Raw genomic sequence first — 26807 nt, forward strand, 5'->3', positions numbered from 1 at the left:
GGTCCGGTCCTTCAGAATTGGAAATAGAGGAAGGGCGAGAAGCTTTGCTCGGCCAGCTTCAGGATGGTCAGCGTCGCCAGCACGGTGACGGCCATCGGCGGCACGATGGCGCTCGTGGCGGTCAGCGTGCCGTCAGGGCGCGGCGAGAGCGGGCCCTCGACCATGCGGGCCAGCCAGGGCTCGAGGATGGTGACGCCGATCGCGATGACGAGCACCGCGACACTTTCGCCGGTGATCTCGAAGGCGGCATCCGGCGACAGCCCGATCCCGTTGGCCCCCAGCATGCCGGCGAAGACCTGTCCCGCCTCGACGATCGAGGTGGCGCGGAAGATCACCCAGCCGATGAGCACGACCAGAAGCGTGCGCAGCAGCGCCGCGGTGGAGCGCGACTTGACCCAGCCGGAATAGCGTTCCCACATCAGCCAGCCGCCGTGCCAGGTGCCCCAGATCACGAAGGTCCAGGCCGCGCCGTGCCACAAGCCGCCCAGCACCATCACCGTCATCAGGTTGACGTAAGTGCGTGCCGGGCCGATGCGGTTGCCGCCGAGCGGAATGTAGAGATAGTCGCGCAACCAGACCGACAGCGAGATGTGCCAGCGCCGCCAAAACTCGGTGATCGAGCGCGAAATATAGGGCGTGTCGAAATTCTCGATGAAGCGGAAGCCCAGCATCATGCCCAGCCCGATCGCCATGTCGGAATAGCCCGAGAAGTCGAAGTAGAGCTGCATCATGTAGGCGATCGCCCCGCCCCATGACAGCGTCAGCGACGGATCGGGCGTCGAGAAGGCGAGATCGGCCAGCGGGGCCACCGCATCGGCCAGCAGCACCTTCTTCGCCAGACCGACGAAGAAGCGCATCATGCCGTCCGAGAACATCTCGACCGAGTGGGTGCGGTGCCGGAACTGATGCGCGAGATCCTTGTAGCGCAGGATCGGCCCGGCAATGAGCTGCGGGAAAAGCGCGATGAAGGCCGCAAAGTCGAGCGGGTGCACGTCATCGGGCGCATCGCCGCGATAGGTGTCGACGATATAGCTCACCGACTGGAACACGTAGAACGAGACGCCGATCGGCAGAAGGATCTGCCAATGCACGCCGATGGCGTCGGGCGTGGTCCCGAACAGCGCGGTCAGGCTGTCGATGAAGAAATTGAAATACTTGAAGAAACCCAGAACGGCGAGGCAGCCGGCGACGCCGATGCCGGTCCATATCTTCGCCATCCGCACATTCGCGGCATGGCGGATCGCCCGGCCGGTGAGCCAGGTCCAGGCGGTGGTGCCGACGAGCAGCAGCAGGAAATCCACCCGCCACCACGCGTAGAACACGTAGGAGACCGCGAGCAGCGTCAGCGACTTCCAGCGGCTCGGCGTCAGATAATAGAGCGCGAGCGCCAGAGGCAGGAAGAGAAACAAAAAGGTTTCGGATGAAAAGACCATCAGGTAGCGCCCTCTCCGGAACAGGTGTCAAAAGCTGCGCGCGCGGCATCACGGCGCAGAGGTGCGGGATCGAGCGCGCGCACGCCGGTGACGCTGAGATCCCCCGCGCCGCCATCAGCGCTCGCGCGCAGGAAATCGGGCGTCAGCGCGTCGAGATCGCCCGACAGAAGCCGGGGGCGCTGATCCGTGAAATCGTTGTCATGCAGGCGCAGGTCGGCAAGGCCGGTCGCGCGGATGCCCATCCGGTTGCCCGCAAAGCGGCTGTCGGTGATCAGCACCCGCGTTTCGGGGCGCTGGCGGTCGATCATCAGTCCGGGGCCTCTATTGTCGGCAAACCGGCTCTCGTTGAAGATCGTCGTGCCCGCACCGCGCTCGGCGAAGCCGGCGCCTTTATTTCCCGAGACCTCGATCCGGTCGAAGAGAACGCAGGTCGCGCCTTGCGCCATCGTCGCGCCGGAACCGTCGAAGCCCCGCACGGCGACATCGCGAAGCTGAAGCGCGCGGCTGTTGTCATCCACGCGCATGCCCTTGCCCTGCCCGCCATCGAGCGCGACATTGACGAGCCGCATGTCTGAGACGCCCGAAAGGTGCAACGCCTGCTCGCCCCCGGTATCGCGGACGGTCAGATCGGTGATCGTGCCCCCGTCGATATCGCGCAGCATCAGGCCGCTGCCCCGCGCGTCGGCAATCTCGGTATCGGTGAGGTTCACCCCGTCGAGATCCTGCAGGACGACGCCGCGCAGATCAGTAAAACTGTTCCCGGTCATCGCGGCCGGGCTGCCGAAACTGAGCAACCCGCGCCCGCCGAGAAACAGCCCTGCGCTATAGGCCCGGTCGCCATAGCCGAGGCCGGTCAGCGTGGCATCTTTCAGCGACAGGCTCTGCGGTCCGAGCGCTGCGACAAAGGGGCGGAACCCCGCAATATCGGGATGCACGTCGGGGCCCGCGGCGATGGTGGCGTGATCGACGTCGAGTGCGCCGAAAGAGATCAGGTAGCTGCCCTCGCGACGCGAAAGGTCCAGCCGATCGCCCTCGGACAGCGAAAGCGACGCGCCTTTCAGCACCACGATGGGCATCGAGGCCACAAACCGGTCATCCTTGCGGATCAGCGCATCGGGATGGCCGGAATCCGCCAGCAGGTCGTCGAGCATGGCCAAGGTCACATCGCCCTGGTTGAGGTAGATCGCCGAGCCGCCGCCCGGCGTATCGCCCAGAAGCTCCGTGTCGATTTCGACCCCGGCCCCGGCGGCAAGCTGGGTCAGCGCCAGGCGCACGTTGGACACCGACGCGCTGACCGCCTGCTGAGCAGCCGCCGGCGCGGTGAGCGCCAGCGCCAGCCCGCAGGACAGGCCAAGGCAACGCAGGTGTTCACTCACGTGCATCGCGCGTTCCCTTCGATGTCTCTTCGGCCTCGTCTTCCGAGAGGTCGATTTCGTAAAGGCTCAGCGCCCCGTCGCCGGTGTTCCAGACCTCGACCGACGAGCCTGGGCTTACGTTGATGCTATGACCCTGGCTGCAGGCATGGGTCGGCCCGCCGTTCTTCCAGTGGCCGCGACCGCTCGACACAGCGAGCAGCTTTCCACCCGGGGTCGGCCCGCGGAAAGTCGCGGTCTCGCCCGCGTCAAGAGTGAGACGCGACACGGCGGGGAAGGCCTCGCCGCCCTGCCCGATATCTTCGGTTGCGACCTCGGGATGGCGCGCAACTTCGCTGCGGTTCTGGGCCTTGAGCTCGGCGACGGCGTCTTTCACCTTCTGGGCGTTGCTGTGATTGGTCACGAGGAGCGCGTCGGGCGTGTCGACGACGATCACGTCCTCCATGCCGATCACGGTGACCAGCTTGTCACCCGCGCGGATCAGCGAGTTGCGGCAGTCGAGGGTCAGGGCCTGTCCGGTCGAAACGTTGCCGTCTTCGCCCTTGGGGCTGATCGAATGGATCGCGGTCCAGGCCCCGACGTCGTCCCAGTCGACCTCGACGGGGGCGACGGCGACGCGGTCGGAGCGTTCGAAGATCAGCCGTTCGGTCGGCTCGTTCGCGGCCTCGGCGAAATGCGCGCCGTCGAGGCACAGGCCGGTTTCGGTCTTTTTCGCGCCGTCGAGCGCGGCCAGAACGGCGGCCAGCGTCGCCGGGTCGTATTTCTCGAATTCCTCGATCAGGACGTCAGCGCGCATCAGGCTGATGCCCGACGCCCAGAACGTGTCGCCCGATGCGACGAGCCTTTGGGCTTTCTCCAATTCGGGCTTCTCGATGAAACTGGTGACCTCGTGGAGGCCTTCCTGGCCATCGACCAGCGCGCCGCCGGAGATATAGCCGAACCCGGTCTCGGCATATTTCGGCACCACGCCGAACAGCACGATCCGGCCCTGCTGCGCGCCCTCGCGCATCTGCTTTACCACCGTGTTCATGTCGCCTTCGATCTTGTGATCGGACGGCAGGACCAGAAGCAGCGCCTCGGGATCCTCTTCCGCCAGCGTCAGGGCAGCGGCGAGAACCGCGGGACCGGTATTGCGGCCCATCGGCTCCCCCAGAAAGCGCCCGGTGACGCCGATCTCGGCCAGCTGATCGCGCACCAGACCCTCCTCGGAGGCGGCGGCGACCAGCAACGGGTCAGCGAAATCGTCATCGAGATGGCGCGCCACGGTGCTTTGCAGGAACGTCGGACCGCCATTGCCGTCGATGGACTGGAATTGCTTGGGCTGGGCGACGCGGGACATCGGCCACAAGCGGGTCCCCATCCCTCCAGACAGAACTACGGGATTAACGACACTATTCATGACTGGTCTCCAATTGCTTTGATACTACGGGTAAAGGCGCGCGCTTCTCCGAGCGCGTCGCGGGAAAGGCTGCCCCAATCGACCCCGAAGGCATCGCGGCTGACGCTGAGCGCGGCGACCTGCCCCGCCTCGTCGGGCGAAAGGTCGATCGATGGAACGAGATTGGCGCGCACCAGCCCGTCGGAGCCGACAGCGCCCGGCGCGCGGAACCCGTCGCCGAGGGTCGCACGGAATTCGGTCCCGTCAGGCAGGGTCACGTTGACGCCGCCGGTCTGCTGCACTTCGAACAAAAGCTCCTGCGGCAGGCGCGCCTCGATGACCAGCGGCGCATCCGGAGCGGAGATCTCGAAGAGCGGCTCGCCGGCAAGAACGGTGCTGCCCTCGGCCACGGAAATCGGATGGACGGTGCCTTTGGTCGGCATGGCGATCGAAAGCGTCTCCCCGTCCACCGTGTCGAGCGCGAAGAGCACATCGCCCGGACCGGCATCGGGGTTGATGAAGCTGATCTGACCGTCGGCGGTCGCCCGGATCGTCTGGCCCTGCGCGACCACGCGGCCCGGGGCGGCGATATCGGTCGTGAACAGGCGCGCCTGCATCAGGCTGACGGCCAGCGCGATGAGCGCGACGCTCAGGGCAAGCACGACGAGCGTGCCGAACGCGCTGCGCAGCCGCTTGCGGAACCCGGGTTTCGGCGCCGCTCCGGTGCCGCCCTTGGGTTGCGCGAGCGATCCGCTGCGGATCAGCCCGCCGGAGCTGGTCAGGTCACCCGAGATATAGTCGTTCAGGATTTGCCGCAGCTGCGGCGAGTGATCGCCCGTCGGCTCGGTGAAGACCAGCACGCTGGAATTGTCGCCTTCCACCATGACCCGCGCGGTCGGCACGAGCGCCACCTGAAAGCCGGGAAAGTCGAAGATCAGGTGGACGATCTTTTCCGTGCCGTCGATCCGGCGGTCTATCAGGCCCGAGACCTGCGCCTCGGTCAGCGACAGACCGTCGCCTGCGTAGCGCCGTCCGTCGATGACCGCGGAAAACGGGATATCGATCAACGGGTGTTCGTTTCCGGCCGAAAGCGGCGCCGGTGAAGTATCGGGGGCGTGTGTCATGGTGCGTCCTGTCGGTCGTTTAGAGAAGTCCGGTCGAGAGCGCCGCGGCGAGGGTTAGCCACCCCAGCGCAAGGACCTGCATGTAAGTGGAAGTGGCCGAGCGCAGCCGCGCTCCGAGAGGCATGCGCGCCGCGGCTTTCTTGGCGGCCTGGCGCGTCCATTTCTGCCGGTCGAGACGGAACAGGGCCGAGCTCTTGACCGACGCGCCGAGGATCTGGCCGAAGTAGAGCAGCGGCGCGTAGATGATCGGGAAGCCGCCGCCCCGGAAGGTCGAGAGCATCCAGCAGAAGACGTAGCGGGTGAACATCACCCAGGCGATGTAGGCGGGGATCACCGCAGGCGTCGCGAAGAGCGCGGTCAGCGCGATCGAGATCGGCCCGAACAGCGTCGTCCAGATCGACACGCGCTGGTCGAGGATTGACCACCAGGTGAAGAACCCGATCCGCGACGGGCCCAGCGCCACCGCGCGGCCATTGGTGCGCAGCATGTTGCCGAACCACCGCTTCATCAGCGCCACGGCGCTTTCGACGAAGCCCGGCATCGGCTGCTCCTCGTAGGAGACGCAGCGCACGTCGGGCAGATAGGTCATCCGGTAGCCGCGGCTCAGCAGCCAGAACCAGGTCGATTTGTCGTCGCCGGTCAGGAAGTTGATCCGACCGAGCCGCCAGTGATCGATATGGTCCGATTGAACCTGTCGGATGAAGCTCGGGTCCACCGCCAGGTCGGCGCGGAAGACGGACATCCGGCCCGTCAGCGTCAGCACCCGGCCGCCGAACGCCATCGAGGACATCATCATCTGGCGCTGCATGAAGCGCAGATCGAACCAGTTCCGAAAGAGCCAGTCATCCGGGATCTCGACGGATTCGTCGGTGGTCAGCGCCCCGACCCGTTCGTCGGTGAAGAAGGGCGCGGAGCGCTCGACGATGTCTGCTGGCACGGCGCTGTCGCCGTCGACGAACAACATGATGTCGTCGCGTCGCGGGGCCTCGCGCTGCATCAGCCGCAGCGAGCGGGCGATGGCGTCGCGCTTCCCGGTTCCCGGGATCTGGTCGATGATGAAGCGCACCTGCGGCATGTCGTGCCTGCGCGCCTCGAAGAGATCGCGCAGCACCCTTAGGTCGGCGCCATCCACCACCGAGGCGACGATGGTCGCGCCGCCGGGCGAGCGGCGGGCCGCCTCGAAGATCGAGCTGTAGACGCGGCTCGTGACGCCCGGCTCGATCTTGTAGGTCGTGACCATGAAATACGCGTGCGCCGGAACGGGGCGGCGCGCATAGGCGGCCTCGGCCCGCGCGCGGCGCCGGGGATAGAGCACCCGGACATAGGCGGTCGCGCGCAGGAAGTTCAGTGCCGCCCATCCATACCGCCACAGGCCGATCACCCCGAGCACCACGATGGCACTATCGGCGGCAGCCAGGCTGGTGTCGCGCACGGCAAGGCCCAATGCGACGAAAGCCGCGATATAAATGAGATGACCCAGCATTGCGGATTACCAGCAGATGCCCTGATAGCCAGCGTCGCTGACGAGGTTCGGGTCGATGCGGCCGAGATCCACCACGCGGCGGTTGCCCAGCGTCTCCTTCAGGCGGGCGGTCACCTCGGGATACTTGTTGCCCACGACGATGACCTCGCTGTCTTCGATCAGACGGTCCAGATCGTCTTCCATCCGTTCGAAGAGGTCGGGCACGACGGCGTTGCCGCGGCCGGCGGCGCCGGGATCGTTGGCGAAGGCGGTGGCGACATAGGGATCGTAGATGCGCACGTCCTGACCGCTTTCGATCAGCCGCGCGGCCAGATCGGCCAGCGGGCTTTCACGCAGATCGTCGGTGCCCGACTTGAAGCTGACGCCGACGAGACCGACGGTCTTCTTCGAGGCGGAGCGCACCATGGCCTCGGCGCGCTCTATCTGCGCCTCGTTCGCCTCGAGAATGGCGTTCAGAAGCGGCGTCGCGACGCCCGATGTCTCGCCCACCGCCTTGAGTGCGCGCACGTCCTTGGGCAGGCAGGAGCCGCCGAAGGCGAAGCCGGGACGCAGGAAGGCCGGCGACATGGCGACCTTGGTGTCGCTGCACAGGACCGCCATCACCTTCTGACCGTCGAGGTCGTTGGCCTTGGCGATGTTGCCGATCTCGTTGGCGAAGCTGATCTTCGCCGCGCGCCAGCTGTTCGAGGTGTATTTCACCATCTCGGCGGTGCGAATATCGACCTTGTTCATCTCGCAGGGAAGATCCTGGTTGATCTCGGTCAGGACCTGTTCGGTCTGCGCGTCCAGGCTGCCGAACACGATCAGGCCGGGATCGGCGTAATCCTCGATCGCGGTGCTTTCGCGCAGGAATTCCGGAAAGTAACCGACGCCGAAATCGCGCGCTGCGAGCTTGCCGGAGGCGCGTTCGAGCGTGGGAATGCAGATCTCTTCCATGGTGCCGGGGACGATGGTCGAGCGCATGATGACCGTGTGGCGGTCTGACTTGTTGGCGATCGCCTTGCCGATGTCCTGACAGACGGAGACCACGAAGGTCAGACCGACCGAGCCGTCGGGCGCCGAAGGCGTGCCCACGCAGACGAAGGAGGCGTCGGTCTTCGCGACGGCCTCCGCCGCGTCGGTCGTGGCCCTGAGCCGACCGCTCGCAGCCATCTCGGCCACCAGCTCGTCGAGCCCTTTTTCAACGATGGGCGCGCGGCCCGCATTCAGTCCATCGACCTTGCTCTCGTCGAGATCGACCGCAATCACTTCGTGGCCGTCACGAGCAAGGCAAGCCGCTGACACGACGCCCACGTAGCCGATCCCGAAAACACTGATCTTTGCCATAATTCTTTTCCTTCTCCCCTCGAAACGGGCGAATCGAAACGTGTAATGGGCAGGGGTACCGCCCGGTTCGACCCAAGGGATAAAGGAAGATTCGCAGCCCTTTCAGTCGGGAATACGGGCGAAGAGCGGAGGAATTTCGGAAAGGGGTCGGGAGCTTCCTGACCCCCCGTGTAGGGCAAAAACCCACCCGGGAGGTCGGACGGGCTCAGACGAGCCAGCCCCGCGCGCTCGCCATCCGGATCAGCGCGGGCCGGTCCGCGAGGCCAAGCTTGTTCATGCCACGCGCGCGGTGGCTGTCGACGGTCTTTCGGCTGAGGCCGATCTGGTCCGCGATGTCGCTGTTGGAATAGCCTTTGGCCCAGAGCCGCAGCACATATTCCTCGCGCTCGGTCAGCGCCTTGCCCTCGGTGGGACCCGGCATCTCGCCCTCGGCGGAGCGCGAAAGACCGCGGTCGACCAGGCTGCCGCCCGCAAGGGTGACGCGGATCACCCGCATCAGCGCGGGGCCCGAGATCGATTTCGCCACGACGGAGCTGAAGCCGATCCGCATGCAGAAGCTGACAAGCTCCTTTGTCGGCTGCGACGCAACGGCGATCAGCGCCAGCGAGGGACAGGCGGCCAGCATCTGCGGGACCAGATCTTCAAGGTTCGGAGTAAACTGCGGATCGATAAGGAGAACATCCCAGTCGGGATCGCGCAGGCGTTCTATGTCGGTGGCAGAAAGCGCGTCGCCGTGCGTCCCCGTGTCGTCGAATGTCGACGCCGCGAGGTCGAGCACCGCTGACGCGAAAATCGGACTTTGGTCGGCCACGCCGATCCGGATCGGACTAACGCTTCGCATCTTCCACTAGACCCGGTTACACGGCCCAGGCGTTGCGGCGCGCAAAGGTTTCGAGCTCGCGCGCGCATGTGAGACCCATCTTTGACAGGGCGCGGTACTTATGCGTCTCGACGGTCTTGCCGCTGATCAGAAGGTCGTTTCCGATCGCGCGACAGCTCTTGCCGTCGACGAGCCCGCGCACGACCTCCCGCTCCCGGCTGGTGAGGGCTTCGGTGCCGACCAGAATGGGCGCGCTGGAATCGCTGCGCGCTTCGGCATAGCACCCGTCGACATACAGACTTCCCATGGAGACCGAGAAAACCGCGTCGATGAGCATTTCGATATTGCCGCTGCGGGAAACGACGCCGTCGTAATCCGACTGGAGACACTGGCGCGCGATCTCGAGTGCAGTTTCCGGCAGGTAGGCGATTGCGGCGACCGGACCGGCGGCCTCGCGGACGGCGCTCAGGGTCTCGGCAGGGTCCGCAGAGGTCTGGCTCGGGTCGAACACGACCACGTCGCAGGTCTCCATCGGGACGTCCTTCGAGGTCAATGCGGAGGGAACATCTTTGCATTCGCTGACAACCGCGATGCTTCCATCCGCAGCGAAGCTCCGCTCCACAGCATCCGCGAGAATGGCGTTGTCGTCGATGAACAGAACACGGGGGGTTTCGGTTGCGTTCGTGAAGTTGGCCATGTTGAGTTCTCCCGCTCACTTCGGTTAACAGCGAATTTACGGTCCGTTAACAGGTGCTTTGCGGGTTAGTTCCATCACGACTGACGGTCTTTTCGAGCGCTCAGCGGGAACCTGCCGCCGACTTTCGCGAAGGTTCGGATATTGTTGGCAAAGTTCGTTTCATGGCTCTCGGCGCGTTATCGCCTGAAGATTTTGTGACTATCGTTATGGTTGTATTAATTCCCGAAACTCAACCGAGTTCCCCTGCTATCGTCGCGATTTCTCGTTGAGGCAACTCGTCCGAAACCAGCCCCATCGCGTCAAAACACACGTCGAAAGCGAGGCCCAAAAGAGACTGTGCACGGACGCGTGTGAAAGCCTCCTTCCCGCATGCTCGCGCGGCAGCGTCGTTGCGAGGCCTTCGCGGCGATACGCACGGGGCCTGAATGCACTGTGGCGCTCTTTGCGGGCGCCTATGTCGCTGCGCGACATCGGAGTGACGCTTATGCCCATTTCGAGCTCCGGAATTCGTCGTAGGGGCGAGGCTGTTTCAATCCGGGTACGCGCCCGGTCGCCACGAGGTTCATTTTCCGCCTCGAACTTCCCGGAGGCCATCATGGCACGCCAGACAAAGCTCATCCTCTGCCCCATCAACCTGCGCCACGCCCAGGTCGAACATCATGCTTACATGGAAGCCGTCGAGATGGCGCGGCGGCGCCAAGCCAAGCTGATCGTCGCGACGATCGCGCCCGAGATCGAGCGTAATCTCAACATCTACAACTCCGATACCTATTGGGGCCAGCAGCTGCGCAAGTTCGTCAACGACAATCCCGCCAGCGGGGTGCCCGAGATCGAGATGGTCGTGCGCAAGGGCGCCGTGCATCGTCAGATCGTCAAGCTGGCGGACGAGCGCAAGGTGGACCTCATCGTGATGGAAGCCGCCAACCCGAAGGTGAAGGACTATCTGCTGGGCACCACGGCGTCGCATGTCGTGACCCATGCGGAGTGCTCGGTCTACGTCGTGCGCAGCTAAGGACACGGCCCGGGATGCGACAGCACACCGGGCAGCGCGCACCCCGCTCCTGCGGCATCCCACGCTTATATTTGGGAAAAGCCCGCGCCTGTCGCGCGGCGGGTCGGACCCGCCCCAATACAGGGGCGGATCCCTTTCTTCTTACCTCTTGGCGGTTTCGCCCGAGGATTGCGCGGGCACCAGCGCGCGCATGATCGAGGGCATGGTGAGGCTGCCCACCGGCTCGCCCCCCATCATCACGCGGTAGCGGCGGTCGAGCGCCCCTTCCGCCTTGGCGATGACGCTCTCGAGGTTGTCGTTGCCGTCGATATCGCCCGACATTTCGCCTTCCGGCGCGCCACGCTCCATCACCGAGCGCACGCGCAGCACGCGGGCGCGGTTGATGTCGGCCACGAAGTCCTCGATGTAGGGATCCGCCGGGTTGAGAAGGATCTCCTGCGGTTCGCCCTGCTGGACCACCCGACCGTCATTCAGGATCACCAGGTGATCGGCGAGCTTGAGCGCCTCGTCCAGATCGTGGGTGATGAAGATGATGGTCTTGTGCAGCTCGGCCTGAAGCTCGAGCAGCAGGTCCTGCATGTCGGTCCGGATCAGCGGATCGAGCGCCGAGAAGGCTTCGTCCATCAGCATGATGTCCGAGTTCGACGCCAGCGCCCGGGCGATCCCCACGCGCTGCTGCATCCCGCCCGAGAGCTGGTGCGGGTGGTGGTCCCCGTAGCCCCCGAGCCCGACACGGTCGAGCCATTTCTCGGCCTCCGCGACATAGTCCGAGGCCAGAAAGCCGCGGGTGGCCAGCGCCATCGCCGTGTTCTCCGCCACCGTGCGGTGGGGCAGAAGGGCGAATTTCTGGAACACCATCGACATCCGCTCGCGCCGCAGCTTGCGCAGCTGCGCCTCGTTATAGTCGAGGATGTTCTCGCCATTGACGAGAACCTCCCCCGCGGTCGGCTCGATGAGCCGGTTGAGGTGCCGGATCAGCGTGGATTTACCCGAGCCCGAAAGCCCCATGATGACGGTGATCTCACCCTCTTTCATGTCCACGTTGATGTCGCTGAGCCCGAGCACGTGGTTGCGCTTCTCGAGCAGTTCCGGCTTGCCCATGCCTGCCTTCACGTCTTCCAGCGCCGCTTGCGGATCCGACCCGAAGATCTTGTAGAGGTGTCGGATCGAGACCTTGATTTCCTTGGTCATGCCTGTCTCCTCACTTGCCGCTCTTGCTGGTGTCGATCCGCGCCAGCGAGGCTTTCGTCACGCGGTCGAGCAGGATCGCGATGATCACGATGCCGAAGCCCGCCACGAGACCAACACCCAGTTCGAGCGACCGGATACCGCGCAGCACGAGCACGCCCAGACCCGGGGCCGAGACGAGCGAAGCGATCACCACCATGGCGAGGCTCATCATGATCGTCTGGTTCACGCCGGCCATGATGTTGGGCAGCGCGAGCGGGATCTGCACGCCGAACAGCTTCTGGCGCTTGGTCATGCCGAAGGCGTCGGCTGCCTCGATCACGTCGGGATCGACCAGTCGGATGCCGAGATCGGTCAGGCGCACCACGGGCACGATCGCGTAGAGGATGATCGCGATACCGTAGAGCTTCGGCTCGGTCACCGAGAACAGGAAGATCAGCGGGATCAGGTAGACGAAGGGCGGCAGCGTCTGCAGCATGTCGAGGATCGGGATCACGGTGCGCTGGAGCCTGTCGCTCCGCGACATCGCGATACCTATGGGCACGCCGAAGAGAACGCATATGAACGCACAGACGAAGATGATCGCCAGCGTCTGCATCGCCGCGTCGTAATGGTTGATGAAGGCGAGGAAGGCGATCGAGACCAGCACGAAGACCACAAGTCTCCAGGACCGCGTTACCAGCCAGGTGATCAGCATCAGGATCGGCACCATCAGCCACCACGGCGTGTTGGTCATGATCCAGAGCATGTCGCGCAGCGCCCAGCTCAGCGGCTGGGTCAGCGGGTCGACGACGGCACGCAGACCGCCACGGATCGCGAGAAATCCGTCTTCGAGGCCCTGCGTCACGTCGCGCGAGGGCGGGATCGCCGCGCAGGCCTTGTTGAGGGCGTCGAGCGAGGGAAAGGGCCAGTTCCACAGGGAGGGGCCTTGCGTCGTGGTGCCGTCGGTCTGTGCGATCAGGTCGGCCATCGACGTCATGCCGCCGCCACCGTCACCGCCAGCCGAGCACCAGTCCTTCAGCCCCACGGCGTTAAAGAAATTCTCGTAAGCTGCCATTGGTTTTCCGGGTCATTGGGGAGGACCCGCCCCATGTTGTTGCGTGATGGATCGAAAAAGGACGGGGCCTGCCTCGGCCCCGTCCAAGGTGTGCGCATCAAGCGCGCGTCACGATCATCCGCCGATCAGCTTCGAAAGCTTCTTCTGGGCGTCTGCGTTGAGCCAGTTCTTCCAGGTGTCCTGGTAGTTCTTGATGAAGTAGACCGCGGTCTCTTCACCCGACGCCTTGTTCTCGTCCTGCCACGCGAGCAGTTTCGACATGGTGTCGGTCTTGAAGCTCATCTTCGAGAAGAACTCGGTCTCGGCCGGGTGGGTCTTCGCGAAGTCGCTCGTCACCGAGGTCAGCACGGGCGCTGCCGGGAAGTCGGAAACCTGCGGATCCTTGGTGTCCTTGTTCTGGAGCTTGTCGAACTTGGCCTTGTCGTAGTCACCAAGCTTGACGCGGGTCATGTCATAGTTGCCCATGACCACGGTCGGGCCCCAGTAGTAGCCGAACCACGGCTTCTTGTCGGCGAAGGCCGAACCGATCGACGAAGCGAGCGTCTGGCCGGAGCCGTGGTTGAACACCTCGATGCCCGAGCTCTTGAGGTCGAGCGCCTTGATCAGGTTGTCGCTCACGACGCGGCAACCCCAGCCGTCCGGGCAGTTGTTGAACGTGCCGCCGACCCAGTCGGGGTGCGCCATCACGCCCTCGATGGTCTTCAGCTCGGGGTGCTCCTTGGCGAGGTAGGTGGGGATCCACCAGCCTTCGACGCCGCCCGGCTGGAGCGTCTTGGCGACGCGCTTGATCTTGCCTTCGCTCTCGAGCTTCTTGTAGGCGTCGCCGGCCGAGTTCAGCCACAGGTTGGTGACGACGTCGGGGCGGCCGTTTTCGGCGATCGAGGTGATGGCCGGGATGGTGTCGGATTTGACCAGGCTGGTGTTACAGCCGTAGCCTTGGTCCAGCATGAATTTCGCGATGTTGGTGGTGACCTCGGCAGCGGCCCAGTTCATCTGGGCGATCGAGATGTCGCCGCACTGCTCGGCAGCGCGGGCAGTCCCGGTCTGAGCTGCAAAACCGGTCACAATTGCAGTCGCACCGGCGACCGCGAGAAGTGTCGTCTTCCGCATGTGTTTTCCTCTCATCCGTTGGATTGTTTGCGATCGTTGTCGGACCGCATTCGCTTTGCGCGTGATGAGACCGCCTGACCTCCCCGCACGGGCGTGTTTTCTCACCCGGAGGAGCGTCTCGGCCCATCGTCGACCATCAGGTTGCGCAATGCACGCGAATGCGCCCGCTCGACGATTGCCGCAAAACCTAGCCTCCACGGCCCCGATCAGCAATCGTCCGCCGGTAACATTAATTTGAGAAAAGCGTCACGGAACCCAATGATTATTGAGAAAAATTATGTAAACGCCGCCGCTTGCCCGACCTTCCGCCAGTACAACAGCCCGATCGCCAAAAGGCACCGGACTGCCGATTTCGGTGCCTTTGAACGGCGAGCTAAGGCCTGCGCCCTGCCCTGCGGCCCGGGACGCGCGCCCGGGCGCGCGGTTTCAGACCGCCATGCCGTCGGCGTCGAAGAACACCGTGCGGTCGGCCTCGAAGGCCAACCCAGAGACATCGCCCGGGCGCAGGTCGGTATCGCCCGCGACGCGCACATTGATCGCGCCCAGCGGTCCGCAATCGAACAGGATGAACGTATCGGCGCCCAGGAATTCCACCACATCGACGCGACCGTCGCATTGCCCCTCGCCCTCGGCCACGAGCGAGATATGCTCGGGCCGGATACCAAGCTGCGTGGTCTGCGGCGCGGGACAGGCCCCGCCGCGCCCGCCTTCGAGGCTGTAGCGACCATCCGTGACCGCGCAGGGCATCACGTTCATCTTCGGGCTGCCGATGAATTGCGCCACGAACAGGTTCGCGGGCTTCTCGTAGAGCTCGCGCGGGGTGCCGACCTGCGCGAGCTTGCCATATTCCAGCACCACGATCCGGTCCGCCAGCGTCATCGCCTCGACCTGGTCATGGGTGACGTAGATCATCGTGCGCTTGAGATTGCGGTGCAGCCGCGCGATCTCAAGCCGCATCTCCACGCGCAGCGCCGCATCGAGGTTCGACAGCGGCTCGTCGAAAAGGAACGCGGTCGGGTCGCGCACGATCGAGCGCCCGATTGCCACGCGCTGACGCTGGCCGCCAGACAGGTCCTTGGGCCGCCGGTCGAGGAAGCTCTGCAGTTTCAGGATGTCCGCAGCCTCGTCGACCTTGGCGCGCCATTCGCCCTGCGGCGCCCCGGCCATCTTGAGCGAGAAGCCCATATTCTCGGCCACCGACATATGCGGGTAGAGCGCGTAGGACTGGAACACCATCGCGAGGCCGCGTTTCGAGGGCGGCTGATCGGTGACGTTCGCGCCGTCGATCTCGATCGCCCCGCGCGAGGTATCCTCGAGCCCGCCGATCATCCGCAGAAGCGTGGACTTGCCGCAGCCGGACGGGCCCACGAAGACGACGAATTCGCCATCCTTGATCTCGAGGTCGATCCCCTTGATGACCTGCACCTCGCCGAACCATTTCTCGACACCGTTTAACGTGATCGACCCCATGTCAGCCCTCCTTGCCGGCCCAGGCGAGCCAGACGGCCGCCGTCCAGGTGAATGCCTTGCCGCCCGCAGCCGCGCCCGTCATCGGGTCGAAATACTCGACGAAACCGTAGCGCCCGATCACCTCGCGAGTGCGCTTGCGGACCTCTTCGCCAAGCGCGACGCCCCGTTCCGAGGCGCCCTCGCCGATCATCATGTTCATCATCCCCCAGGTCGGGCCGCGCCAGTAGCGCTTCGCGTCGAAGCGCGGATCGAACGGCGCGAGCGAGGGCACGCCATAGGGCGCGGCATCTAGCACGCGGGCGAGGTGTTGCTCCATCTGCGGCGCGTCGAGCCCGCCGAACCAGCACAGGAAGGAGGCGTTGCTCAGCGCGTTCGACCAGATGCCGTTGTTGCAGTTGTAGCTGTCGTAGAAGCCCATGCCGGGGTTCCACAGCGCCTGAGCACCGGCCTCCAGTTCGGCCAGCTGCGCGGCCATGTCGCCGGTATCGAGATCCTGCGCCTCACCTGCCGCCAGAAGGTCGCGCAGGCCCCGCATCAGGATGAAATGCATGGTCGGATCGGCCACCTTGAACGGGTTGTCCTCGGCGACCTTGGCATCGTCCCAATCCAGCGCCTTGGCGCGCTGCACCAGCCAGATATAGCGGTCGTAATCGTATTTCGTCGGGCGCATCGAGGCGTCGACATGCTGGGTGTCGCGGCGCTCGTAATAGCCCACGTCCTGCGGGTCGATCTTGCTCATCGCGTCGTCCCAGTCCGGCGCATTGTCGCGGCCGGATTCCCATGGATGGATCACGAAGATCGCGCCCTTCTCGTCACGGCGCCATTTCAGGAACCACTCCGCCCATTTGCGCATCTTCGGATAAAGGGCCGCGAAGCGAGCTTTCCCCGCCTCCGGATCGGCCGCCAGAAGCCGCGTCGCGAAGCTGAGTGCCACGGGCGGCTGGGTGATGCCCGAGGACGCGATCGGCCCGTTGCAACCCCAGACGTCGGGACCGGGGAAATAGCCCGGATCGGGTTTGTGGAAGATGATATGGGGGACCATGCCGCTGTCCCATTGCCCGGTGAACAGCGTCTCGATTTCCTGCCAGGCGCGGTCCAGGTCGAATTCGGCGAAACCGAGACTCGCAAAGGCGCTGTCCCAGTTCCACTGGTAGGGATAGAGGCCATCGGTCGGCACGGTGTAGCCGCCCCGGTCGTTCTGCGTGAGGATTTCGCGCGCCGCAGCGTCCCGGTCGGAGAAATCGGTGGCGGCCACAGTTTCGGTCATCATGTCTTATCCTTTCACCGCGCCGGCCGTCAGGCCGCGGGTCATGAAACGTTCGAGCCCGAGGAACAGCGCCATGATCGGCACCGTCGCGATGACGGCGCCCGCCATCAGGTGCTGGCGCGGGATCTCGGAGGAGTTGAGCGAGGCGATGCCTCGCGTGAGGGTGAATTTGCTGGGATCGTCGAGCAGCATGAAGGCGAGCAGGAACTCGTTCCACGCGATCATGAAGACATAGAGCCCGACCGAGGCCATCGCGGGCAGCGCCAGCGGCAGCGTGATCTTCCAGATCACCTTGAGCCGCGAGAGCCCGTCCATCAGCCCCGCCTCCTCGACCTCGACGGGGAGGCCGCGGAAATAGCCCTGCAGCATGTAGAGCGCGACGGGAATAGTGGTGACCGGATAGATCATCACGATCCCGAGGATCGAGTTGCGCAGACCCACCATCGAGTAGGCGATGTAGATCGGCAGCGCGAGCACGATCATCGGCACCATGTAAATCAGCAGGATACCGCGCGAGAACACTTTCTGCCCACGGAAGCGCAGCCGCGCCACCGCATAGGCGCCGGGCACCGAGAACAGCAGCGTCAGCAGCACGGTCAGCACCGAGACATAGAAGCTCGTCCAGAGGTAGCGGCCGAAATGGAACCGCGTCATCAGCTCGTAATAGCTGTCGAACAGGTGCCAGCCCCGGCTCAGGTCGATCGAGAAATCGAGCGGGTTGAGCATCAGCTGCTGCTGCGACTTCATCGAGGTCATGACCATCACGTAGAACGGGATGACCACGATCGCGGTGAAGAAGATGTAGCCGAAACCGGTCAGGAAGCGGATCACCGCATCCTCGAACTGGTGGCGGGTGAGCGCGCCGAATTGCAGCTCGCGCAGGATCGAGTTGAGCGGGATCGACACCGTGCCCGCGAGCACAACGCTGAGGACGAAGCGCCAGACAAAGTTGAAGCTTTCGTCGAATTGCAGCGCGCCGAGGCCGATGGCCATCAGCACCAGCGCCACGACCACCGCCACCGCATCCGCAGCCCAGCGATTGGCGATGCGCACGCGGGCAAACCCGGTCGCAAGCCCGAGGATCAGCGAGCCGATCAGAGCGGGCTTGGCCGCAGCCCCGGTGGCGAAGGAAATCGCGACCCCCAGCGTGACCGACATGACCAGCGCCCAGAGCGCTCCGATGATCGGTCCGGCGAGATAGCCTTTGTGCAGGATTTTCATAGCCCTTCCTCCCGGCTCATGGTGCGGAAGAACAGCCCCGAGAAGACGAGAAGGCAGGCGAAGATCACCACGGCGACCGCGGCTCCCGCACCGATATTCGACACCGCGAAAGCCTGTTCGTAGACATTGACCGTCAGGACCCGCGTGCCGGCATTGCCGCCGGTGAGCAGGAAGATGTCGTCGAACTTGTTGAAGGTCCAGATGAAGCGCAGCAGGAACAGGACCGAGAGGATCCCCAGCAGCTGCGGCATCGAGAGATACCAGAATTTCTGGAACGGCGAGGCCCCGTCCATATCCGCCGCCTCGTACATATCCGTGTCGATGCTCTGCATCCGCGCGAGGATGAAAAGGAACGAGAGCGGGAAATAGCGCCAGATCTCGAACACCGTCACCATGATCAGCGCGAGCGGCTTGGCCCCGAAGAAGTTGATCGCGCCTTCGCTCACGCCCATCTGCACCAGCAGCGCGTTGGCGGAGCCGGAATAGGGATCGAAGAGCGTGATCCAGGTGAAGGCCACCGCGATCACCGGGGCCACATAGGGAAACAGGTAAAGCCCGCGCAGAATGCCCTGCCCGCGGAAGCTCTTGTTGAGCAGCAGCGCCGCGAACAGCCCCACGACCAGCGCGCCCAGCGTGCCGAAGACCGTGTAGAACAGCGTGATGCCCAGAACGCTCCAGAACTCGCTGCCCGAAAAGAGCCGGCGGAAGTTCTCGAGCGTGAAGGTGGAATTCGTCAGGACGTTCGAGACGTGACCGGTCGCCGTGACCTCGGCGTCACGCATCGCGCGCTCGGCCTCGCGGGTGTCCCCGCTAACCTGCGCATCGACGCGAAAGCGTTCGTTCGCGCCGGGTTCGAGCGTGCCGAAATCGCAAGACAGGTCCTGCCCGTCCATCGCGCAGCCCTGAGGGAGATCGCCGGTCAGCGTCACGCCCTCGGGCAGGGTCACATTCAACCCCGCCTTGGTCATCTCCTGCTCGCCCGACGGATTGATCACGCGCAACTCGAGAAGCGGCTGATCGCCCCGCTCGCGCAGCGCCACCCGCGTGCGGATCTCGGCCGGACGCAGATCGCCCAACGTCACCGGCTTCACGGAGATCCAGAAGATCGCCAGCAGCGGCACGATCACGACGAGCGCCACGATCGCGATGGTCGGGAACAGCAGGCCCCAGGCGAGACGCGCTTCGCGACGGGCAAGCGCGCCGCGCCCCTTGGGCGGCGATATGTCGGTCATGACAGTCTCCAATCCATGCAGTCAGAGCGGGCTTCGACCCCGGGGCAAGGCGCGACCGCCCTGCCCCGGCCAGAGATCGGATCAGTTGATCTTGCCCAGCTCGTCGTTCATCTTCGCGACCGCATCCTCGGCCGAGATGTTGCCGTCGATGAAGTCGCGCACAACCCGGTTGATGACCTGGCTGTTGAGCATCTTCGAGGCCAGCGCGAGCTGCCCGTCTTTCACGCCCCAGCGCTGTGCAGTGTCGAGACCCTTGGTGATCTCGTCGACCACGGCCGGATCGTAGAGATCCTTGAGCGGCGCCTTGCGATCCACGCCCACCGGCAGGGTCGCCCAGAGCTTGGTGAACTTCTCCGGATCCGCGTCGGTGCCGCGACGGGTCGGGAACTTGCCCTCGGGCGCGATCGACAGCGTCTGCTCGTAGCCGTCATTCATCGAGTAATCGACGAATTTCTCGGCCGCATCGGTGTCGGCGTCGGCGGTGATGGTGAAGTAACGCAGGTCCGCCCAGCTCGCACCATCGGGATTCGACGGGCCCGCGAGGTTGGTCACGACGCCGGTATCCTTCGACAGCTCGGTCGAGGTCGGGTCATCGTTGATCATCGGCGGAGCGCTGTCACGCAGGCCGGCCAGTTCGTCGAGGATGAAGGGCGACCACATGATCATCGCCGCCTTGCCCGCGAAATACAGCTCGCGCGACTGCTTCCAGTAGTTCTCGCCGGGCGGGGAGGCATCGGCCAGCTTCTTGTAGAAGTTCAGCACTTCGACCGTCTTCTTCTCGTCGAGCGGCTTGAAGCCGTCCGGCCCCACCGGCGAGACGCCGTTGGCGAGGAAGATCTGCTCGAGGATCTGGCTCATGTAGTTGTCGTCGACCTTGGTCGCGGCGACGAAACCATACATGCTCGGCGGATCGTTGAGCTTGTCGAGCGCGGCCTCGATCGATTTGAAATCGGTCGGCGGCGCGAGGCCCGCCTTGTCGAACAGATCCTTGCGGTAAAGGATCATCTGCGTCCAGCCATCGACCGGCACCGCGGCGTAATCGCCATCGGTCTCGACCATCTTCAGCGCGCCGGGGGCGAAGGTCGCCGGATCGAGCTTGTCGACCACGTCCGAGCTCGCCAGCGTGTCGAGAATGCCCGCATCGGTCCAGGGCAGCACGTTCTGCAGCGGCGTGTAGATCACGTCGGGCAGGTCTCCCGCCGCGAAGGCTGCGGTCGCGCGCTGGTTCAGGTCGCTTTCGGTGACCGGGATCACGTCGACGGTGATGCCGGTCTTGGCCTTGAAGTCGTCGGCCATCTGCTGCTGCTTGGCCAGACGCTCGGGCTGTTCCTCGGTGGTCCAGAACTTGATCGTCTGCGCCTGCACCGCGACGGCGCCCGCCATCAGCGCAAGCACGGTCGAGCCCATCAGCATCGCCGTTTTATGTCCAAGTATCGATTTCATTTACTTTCCTCCCGGTAGATTGCGTTACTCTTATGGGTCGACGGGCGGCCCGTCGGAGCCTCCCGGTTCCAGTTGCGCCGCCACCAATTCCGTCAGCTCACCGGGCGGCGCACCACGGAGCTGCGCGATCAGCAGCGACGCGAGACGCGCGCCCGCATGCTGACTGTCGACTGCGAATGTCGTGAGGGGCGGATCGACCATCCGGCCCTCGGGAATGCCGTCATAGGAGATGACCGACAGATCGCGCCCGATCGTCAGCCCCCGCTCGCGCGCCACGTCATAGGCGCCGAGCGCCGTCGCGTCGGTGGAGTAGACGATCGCCGTCGCGGGCTCGGCCAGATCGAGCAACTGGCGCGCGGCCTCTGCCCCTTCCGCGCGGTTCGAGACCTCCATCACCTCGAGCGCGGGATCGAAGGGCAATCCGGCCTCTTCCAGCCCCTTTCGGTAGCCGTCTCGGCGCAACAGCGCGAAATTGTAGCTCGTATGCGACCCGGCAAAGGCGATGCGGCGATGGCCGAAACCCGCCAGACGCGCGACGGCGGCGCGCATCGCCCCCTCGCCATCGACGTCGAACCACGACAGGCCCGGATCGGGCTTGCCGTGACCGGTGCGGCCGAACAGAACGAAGGGCACATGTTTCGATTGCAGGAATTTCACCCTCGGGTCGACGACCTGCGTTCGCGGCAGGATGAAACCATCGACCTTGTGCTCCTGCAGAAGCCGCGTGACCGTGTCCTCCATCTCCTCGCGCGAATTCGACGAGGCGATCGTCAGGGTCCAGCCTTCCAGCGAGGCTTCCTGCGTGATCCCGCCCAGAAAATCCGTAAGGAACGGGCCGTAGCGGTCCGGTGCGTCCAGTTCGAGCACCAGCCCCAGCGCCCGCACCCGCCCCGTACGCACCGCCTGCGCATAGGGCATCGGCGCGTAGCCCATCTCGGCTGCCACCCGCGCCACGCGTTCGCGGGTTTCGGGCGAGATGTCGGAATAGTTGTTGAGCGCGCGCGACACGGTGCTCTTGGTCAGCCCCAGCGCCTGCGCAAGGTCAGAGATCCGAACCCGGCGCGGTGCCGGCTCGGACGGTTTCTTATCGGTGTCGCGAATCTCCTCCATGGCGAGAGACTAGGTCACCGAAACCGATTTCGTAAAGCCGAAACCGGTTTCGAAGCGCGATTTCAGCCTCAAGTCGCCGTGTGCCGCACTGCGGCGTCGCGGTCGCGGATCATTTCGGTTGGGGGCGCGCCGATTTCGAGAAATCATTCAAAACCAAAGAACTATGAGGCGACTTTAAAGTGAGGGAATGCCGACGCAGGTTCCGCTCACGTGCCTGCCTTTCGTCGATGAGGAAAGCTGACCGCGGAACCGATGCGCCAGCCAGCGATCACAGCTTGGTGTTGAGGTCGGAAAGCTGTGCAGATCCAATCACACAAAACCATGCACTTTCAGGTGCCTACAAGGCAATCTTAAACCTAAAGGATAACGTCGCGTGTCCCCGCTTTCTCCTCCTTGCGGCTGAACCAAACCCGGCTCCGGGCCGTTGTTTTACAGGGTAGTCCAGCGCGCCCCCGAGATTTTCGAACAGTTTCCTCAAGGACTGACCAGCATCAGCCTTCAGCGAAAAGGAATTGCCATGTCAGTTTACCTCCACGGTCTCTCCACCGCCCTGCCGCCGCATTGCCTCGCGCAATCCGAGGTGCGCGAGCGGGCCGAGATCATCTTCGGCGAGACCTACCCGCAATTCGAGCGGCTCTCGAAAACCTTCGACACGGCGGGGATCGACCGGCGTTATTCGGTCGTGCCGATCGACTGGTTCTCGGAAGCCCACGGCTGGGCGGATCGCAACGCGGCGTTCATGGAGGGCGCGAAAGCGCTGTTCATCGACGCGGCGCAGGCGGCGCTCGACGCCGCAGGCTGGCAGGGTTCGGAGGTCGATTGCGTGGTCACCGTCTGCTCGACCGGCCTCGCGACGCCCTCGCTCGAGGCGCAGGTTCTGGGCGAGATGGGCTTTCGCGATGACATCATGCGCGTGCCGATCTTCGGCCTGGGCTGCGCGGGCGGCGTTTCGGGACTGTCGACGGCGCAATCCATCGCGGCGGGCCGTCCGGGCGCGAAAGTGCTGCTCGTCGTGGTCGAGACCTGCTCGCTCTCGTTTCGCGCCGACCGGATGCAGAAGGCCGATATCGTCGCTGCCGTCCTCTTCGCCGATGGCGCGGCAGCGGCCTGCATCAGTACCGACGCGCCGGGCGCGGGTCAGGTGATCTCGCTCGGTCAGGGGCACCAGAAGACATGGCCCGACACGCTCGACATCATGGGCTGGGACGTGGACGAGATCGGCTTCGGCGTGATCTTCGACCGCTCGATCCCGGGCTTCGTCAATTCCGAATTCGCGACGGCGGCGGAGGGCGCGCTGCGGGCCGCGAACCTCGATCACGCCGATATCGACCGCTATGTCTGCCATCCGGGCGGCGCGAAGGTCGTGGAGGCGATCGAGGCCGCGTTGCATCTGGAACAGGGCGTGCTGGATGCCGAGCGCAACGTGCTGCGCGAGGCGGGCAACATGTCGGCGCCGACCATGCTCTTCGTGATGCGCGCGGTGTTGGATGCGGGCAAGACCGGGCAGATGATGGGCTGCGCGCTCGGGCCGGGCTTTACCGCCTCGTTCCTGCCCTTCCATGTCGGCCCGCCCCAAATCGAGGCGGAGGCCGCGTGATGTCCCTCCCGAGCGTTTTCTTTCTGGCCTTCATCATCGTCCAACGGCTGAGCGAGCTTGTCATCGCCAGGCGCAACACCGCCCGGCTTCTGGCGCGTGGAGCCCATGAGGTCGGCGCGGCGCATTACCCGGTGATGGTCGCGATGCACAGCGCGTGGATTCTATGCCTGATCGTCTTCGGCCTCGGCCAGCCCGTACACTTCGGCTGGCTCGCTCTCTTTGCGGTGCTGCAGGTGCTGCGCATCTGGATCCTCACCAGCCTCGGCGGACGCTGGACGACACGGATCATCATCCTCGAAGAGCCGCTGGTCGCTCGCGGGCCGTTCAAATACGTCTCGCACCCCAATTACATGCTGGTCGTGGCCGAGATCTTCGTCGCCCCGATGGTACTGGGCCTGCTCTGGGTCGCAGTTCTGTTCACCGTACTGAACGCGGCGATGCTCTGGGTGCGGATCGGGGTCGAGAACAAGGCCCTCGCCCCGATGCGCGCGGGGTGAATGCGAAACGGGGGGCGATTGCGCCCCCCGTTCCGTCTCATCCGCTTGTCTTGAGTGGATCAGCCACCAAGCACGCGAGGCAGCCACAGCGTCAGCGCCGGGAAGCCTAGCAGAAGCGCGACGCGCACGAGCTCGGACAGGAAGAACGGGAAGACACCGCGGAAGGTGGTGCCCATCGGAACGTTCTTCGCCAGCGCCGAGATCACGAAGACATTCATCCCCACCGGCGGCGTGATCAGCCCCAGCTCCACCACGACAAGCGCAAGGATACCGAACCAGACCTTCAGCTCGTCGGTCGAGAGGCCGAAGCCCGAGCCGTCCGCCATCTGGTAGAGACCGCCATTGATCTCGACCAGCACCGGCCAGAAGAAGGGCAGCACCAGCAGGATCATCGACATCGAGTCCATCAGGCAGCCCAGCACGATCAGCGCGATCAGCAGGATCGCCATCACCATCATCGGCGGCAGGCCGGAATTCACCGCCATATCGGCAGCCGCCTGCGGCACGCCTGCCCGCGACATGAAGATCTTCAGAAGCTCCGCGCCCAGCAGGATCAGATAGATCATGCCAGTGGTGCCCGCCGTCTCGAGGATGGACGAGCGCAGGGCTTCGCGCGACATCAGCCCGCGGAAGAGGCCATAGACGAAGACCGCGAAGACGCCGATCGCAGCGGCGGGCGTCGGGTTGTAGAAGCCCGCATAGATGCCGCCGATGACGACGCCGAAGATGCCCAGCACCGGCAGCACGCCGCGCGTGGCCGCCCAGAACTCGGCCTTGTCCGACACGCCCTGCGCAGGGCCCGCGCTCGGCACGAGGCGGACATAGATCGCGATGGTCAGCAGGAAGAGAGCGACCGCGATCAGGCCGGGCACCAGTGCCGCCATGAACATCGTGACGATATTGGCCTCCACGATCACCGCGTAGATCACAAGGATCACCGAAGGCGGGATCAGGATGCCGAGCACGCCGCCCGCCGCGACCGAACCGGTCGCGAGCGCGGGAGAGTAGTTGTAGCGCTCCAGCTCCGGCAGGGCGACCTTGCCCATCGTCGAGGCGGTTGCAAGCGAGGAGCCGCAGACCGCGCCGAAGCCCGCGCAGGCGGCGATCGAGGCCATCGCGGTGCCGCCGCGCATCCAGCCGAACCACGCATTGGCGGCGCGGAACATGTCGCGCGACAGGCCCGTCTTGGTGGCCAGCGCCCCCATCAGGACGAACATCGGCACGACCGAGAGGTCATAGATCGAGAATTGACCGTAAGCGAGCGTCTTAAGCTGGCTCAACAAGATCGCCGGGCCGTTGATGATCGCGGTGCCGCCAGCGCCCACGAGGATCATCGCGTAAGCGATGGGCACACGCATGACGATAAGCGCCACGAGAATGGCGAGGCCAAGCAGGCCGAGAGTAATCGGGTCCATCAGGCACGCCCCGTCCAGTTGTCCCGCAGGCTCAGCGCTGCGGCGATGAAAAGTAGCGCAAGCGAGGCAAGCGCGGGAAGGTAAGCCCACCAGACCGGGATCTGCAGGATCGTGGTGGCGAGCGAATAGGATTTCTGATCAAGCATCCCGAAATACATCCGCCACAGCAGAAGCGCGGCAAACCCCAGCGCCAGCACCGAGCCGATGGCCGAGAAGCGACGCTGCACGGCGGCGCTAAGTTTCGAGGTGAAGATATCCGCCGTCACGTTCTGATCGGCCAATTGGCAGTAGGGCAGGAACATGAAGGCCGCGATGGCGACCCCCATCTCCGTCAGTTCGAAGTCCCCCGCGAAGGGCAGCCCGATAAAGCCGCCCAACACTGTCCAGACGTTTACGGCGACGATCGCTGCAAGCACCCCGCCTCCGGCGAGGGCCCAGGCATAGATCGCCTTGCGCAAGAAAGTCTCAGTTGCAGAATGCATGATCGTCGCCGCTCCGTTGGTTACTGGCTCGCCAGGTTCTTTTCTTCTTCAGCGGTCAGCTCGCGGGCTTCTTTCACCAGCGCCGGACCGTCGATGCCCTGGCCTTTCACCTCGTCTTCCCAACGGGTGACGACCGGCTGCATCGCATCCTTGAAGGCTTGGGTCTCGTCGGCCGAGAGCGTGATCAGCTCGTTGCCATCGGCTTCGGCGGCCTTGATCCCGTTATTGTCGCTGGTGCGCCAGATCTGGCCGACTTCCTTCAGCCACTCCTCGTCGGAGGCCTTGCGGAACGCCGCCTTGACGTCATCGGGCAGGCTGTCCCATTTCGCCTTGTTCATCGACACCTGGAAGATCGAGGTGCCCAGACGCCAATGGTCCTGCCCTTCGATCTGGTACTGTGTCTGCTGCTGCAGCTTCAGCGCGGGGATGATTTCCCACGGGATCAGCGCCCCGTCGACGACCTTCTTCGACAGCGCCTGCGGCAGTTCCGGCACCGGCATCGCGACCGGCTGCGCGTTCAACGCCTCGATCACCCAGGCCCCCGTGCGCGACGGCGTGCGCAGCTTCAGGCCCTTCACGTCGGCGGGGCTGTGCACCGGGGTATCCACGGTGTGGATGCCGTTGCCCGCATGGGCGTGCAGGAACATCACTTCGAGGCCCTTGTCCTCGTATTCCTGCTTCAGTTCCTTGTCGAACATGTCGCGCATCGCGAGGTTGGTCGCGGCCGGGTCGTTGTTATAGACCGTCGGCAGCTCGAACACCTCGGTCCGCGGGAAGAGACCCGGCGTGTAGCCGTTGAGCGTCCAGATCAGATCGACCACACCGTCACGCGCCTGCTGCACGAGTTCCGGCGGGCGACCGCCCAGCGTCATCGCCGGGTAGATGTCGATCTTGACCTTGCCGTTCGACAGCTCTTCGACGCGCTTGGCCCAGGGCTCCAGCATCTGCGTCTGCACCGGCGCCTTGGCGCCAAGGAAATGGTGCAGCTTGAGGGTGATCTCCTGTGCGAAGCTCCCGCTTGCCCAGAGCATGGCTGCGGCGCTCAGGCCCAGCAGTTTCGTAAGTTTCATAG

23 protein-coding genes are annotated in these 26807 nt (G+C 64.6%); 3 read left to right on the forward strand and 20 right to left on the reverse strand.

The genetic code is table 11. The features are described 5' to 3' along the window. Positions 1-11 precede the first annotated feature (11 nt). From DEM26_RS07850 to DEM26_RS07885, 8 genes are all read right to left on the reverse strand, one after another. On the reverse strand, positions 12-1433 hold the full coding sequence (locus tag DEM26_RS07850) for an MBOAT family O-acyltransferase (protein WP_109172102.1): 1422 nt from the start codon (positions 1431-1433) through the stop codon (positions 12-14). Beyond that, positions 1433-2815 (reverse strand): right-handed parallel beta-helix repeat-containing protein, encoded by a 1383-nt coding sequence (locus DEM26_RS07855; RefSeq protein ID WP_088734119.1) that lies wholly within the window; start codon positions 2813-2815, stop codon positions 1433-1435. The genes DEM26_RS07850 and DEM26_RS07855 overlap by 1 nt, the downstream gene beginning before the upstream one ends. Beyond that, the gene (locus DEM26_RS07860; protein ID WP_077701257.1) at positions 2802-4205 is read right to left on the reverse strand and encodes a mannose-1-phosphate guanylyltransferase; all 1404 of its coding nucleotides are present in this window, start codon (positions 4203-4205) and stop codon (positions 2802-2804) included. The genes DEM26_RS07855 and DEM26_RS07860 overlap by 14 nt, the downstream gene beginning before the upstream one ends. Continuing rightward, positions 4202-5308, reverse strand: a complete 1107-nt coding sequence (locus DEM26_RS07865; RefSeq protein WP_088723279.1) for an HlyD family efflux transporter periplasmic adaptor subunit — start codon at positions 5306-5308, stop codon at positions 4202-4204. The genes DEM26_RS07860 and DEM26_RS07865 overlap by 4 nt, the downstream gene beginning before the upstream one ends. A gap of 19 nt (positions 5309-5327) precedes the next feature. Beyond that, positions 5328-6791 (reverse strand): glycosyltransferase, encoded by a 1464-nt coding sequence (locus tag DEM26_RS07870; RefSeq protein WP_075777051.1) that lies wholly within the window; start codon positions 6789-6791, stop codon positions 5328-5330. 6 nt (positions 6792-6797) lie between these two features. Further along, positions 6798-8117 (reverse strand): nucleotide sugar dehydrogenase, encoded by a 1320-nt coding sequence (locus DEM26_RS07875; protein WP_075777050.1) that lies wholly within the window; start codon positions 8115-8117, stop codon positions 6798-6800. Between the two features lie 205 nt (positions 8118-8322). After that, entirely contained in the window at positions 8323-8928 is a 606-nt protein-coding gene (locus tag DEM26_RS07880) for a response regulator transcription factor (protein WP_168172984.1), read from the reverse strand. 46 nt (positions 8929-8974) lie between these two features. Further along, positions 8975-9634 carry a response regulator transcription factor gene (locus tag DEM26_RS07885; RefSeq protein ID WP_088723276.1) on the reverse strand — a complete coding sequence of 220 codons (660 nt, stop codon included), beginning with the start codon at positions 9632-9634 and terminating at the stop codon, positions 8975-8977. Between the two features lie 595 nt (positions 9635-10229). Between DEM26_RS07885 and DEM26_RS07890 the strand changes: the two genes are divergently transcribed. After that, entirely contained in the window at positions 10230-10646 is a 417-nt protein-coding gene (locus DEM26_RS07890; protein ID WP_075777047.1) for a universal stress protein, read from the forward strand. A gap of 141 nt (positions 10647-10787) precedes the next feature. Here DEM26_RS07890 and DEM26_RS07895 read toward each other — a convergent pair whose 3' ends face one another. The 9 genes from DEM26_RS07895 to DEM26_RS07935 form a co-directional block, all read right to left on the reverse strand. Then, positions 10788-11837 (reverse strand): quaternary amine ABC transporter ATP-binding protein, encoded by a 1050-nt coding sequence (locus DEM26_RS07895; RefSeq protein ID WP_109172103.1) that lies wholly within the window; start codon positions 11835-11837, stop codon positions 10788-10790. Positions 11838-11847: 10 nt separating this feature from the next. Continuing rightward, positions 11848-12891, reverse strand: coding sequence for an ABC transporter permease (locus DEM26_RS07900; protein ID WP_075777045.1), 1044 nt, complete (start codon positions 12889-12891; stop codon positions 11848-11850). 114 nt (positions 12892-13005) lie between these two features. Continuing rightward, entirely contained in the window at positions 13006-14001 is a 996-nt protein-coding gene (locus DEM26_RS07905; protein WP_088718383.1) for an ABC transporter substrate-binding protein, read from the reverse strand. A 426-nt stretch (positions 14002-14427) separates the two neighbouring features. Beyond that, on the reverse strand, positions 14428-15471 hold the full coding sequence (locus tag DEM26_RS07910; protein ID WP_109172104.1) for an ABC transporter ATP-binding protein: 1044 nt from the start codon (positions 15469-15471) through the stop codon (positions 14428-14430). A gap of 1 nt (position 15472) precedes the next feature. After that, positions 15473-16741, reverse strand: a complete 1269-nt coding sequence (locus DEM26_RS07915) for an MGH1-like glycoside hydrolase domain-containing protein (protein WP_233243052.1) — start codon at positions 16739-16741, stop codon at positions 15473-15475. 3 nt (positions 16742-16744) lie between these two features. After that, positions 16745-17959: a carbohydrate ABC transporter permease gene (locus tag DEM26_RS07920; protein ID WP_088718381.1), complete on the reverse strand. Its 1215-nt coding sequence runs from the start codon at positions 17957-17959 to the stop codon at positions 16745-16747. Next, the gene (locus tag DEM26_RS07925) at positions 17956-19191 is read right to left on the reverse strand and encodes a carbohydrate ABC transporter permease (protein ID WP_109172105.1); all 1236 of its coding nucleotides are present in this window, start codon (positions 19189-19191) and stop codon (positions 17956-17958) included. Before DEM26_RS07925 ends, DEM26_RS07920 begins: the two co-directional genes overlap by 4 nt. 81 nt (positions 19192-19272) lie before the next feature. Next, complete coding sequence (locus tag DEM26_RS07930) at positions 19273-20634, reverse strand: ABC transporter substrate-binding protein (protein ID WP_109172106.1); 1362 nt, start codon at positions 20632-20634, stop codon at positions 19273-19275. A gap of 30 nt (positions 20635-20664) precedes the next feature. Further along, positions 20665-21744 carry a LacI family DNA-binding transcriptional regulator gene (locus tag DEM26_RS07935; RefSeq protein ID WP_109172107.1) on the reverse strand — a complete coding sequence of 360 codons (1080 nt, stop codon included), beginning with the start codon at positions 21742-21744 and terminating at the stop codon, positions 20665-20667. Positions 21745-22261: 517 nt separating this feature from the next. Between DEM26_RS07935 and DEM26_RS07940 the strand changes: the two genes are divergently transcribed. Further along, on the forward strand, positions 22262-23341 hold the full coding sequence (locus DEM26_RS07940; RefSeq protein ID WP_109172108.1) for a type III polyketide synthase: 1080 nt from the start codon (positions 22262-22264) through the stop codon (positions 23339-23341). Then, on the forward strand, positions 23341-23838 hold the full coding sequence (locus DEM26_RS07945; protein WP_109172109.1) for an isoprenylcysteine carboxyl methyltransferase family protein: 498 nt from the start codon (positions 23341-23343) through the stop codon (positions 23836-23838). Before DEM26_RS07940 ends, DEM26_RS07945 begins: the two co-directional genes overlap by 1 nt. Before the next feature lie 59 nt (positions 23839-23897). On the opposite strand, the gene DEM26_RS07950 is transcribed toward DEM26_RS07945, so the two are convergent. From DEM26_RS07950 to DEM26_RS07960, 3 genes are read right to left on the reverse strand one after another with little or no spacing between them, the layout of a single operon-like run. Further along, entirely contained in the window at positions 23898-25253 is a 1356-nt protein-coding gene (locus DEM26_RS07950; protein ID WP_075777037.1) for a TRAP transporter large permease, read from the reverse strand. Next, complete coding sequence (locus DEM26_RS07955; RefSeq protein WP_075777036.1) at positions 25253-25735, reverse strand: TRAP transporter small permease; 483 nt, start codon at positions 25733-25735, stop codon at positions 25253-25255. The genes DEM26_RS07950 and DEM26_RS07955 overlap by 1 nt, the downstream gene beginning before the upstream one ends. Before the next feature lie 20 nt (positions 25736-25755). After that, a complete protein-coding gene (locus DEM26_RS07960) occupies positions 25756-26805 on the reverse strand; it encodes a TRAP transporter substrate-binding protein (RefSeq protein ID WP_075777035.1) in 1050 nt (349 codons plus the stop codon). Positions 26806-26807 lie beyond the last annotated feature (2 nt).

The sequence above is a fragment of the Thioclava sp. NG1 genome (assembly GCF_003122275.1).
Lineage (GTDB): Bacteria > Pseudomonadota > Alphaproteobacteria > Rhodobacterales > Rhodobacteraceae > Thioclava > Thioclava nitratireducens.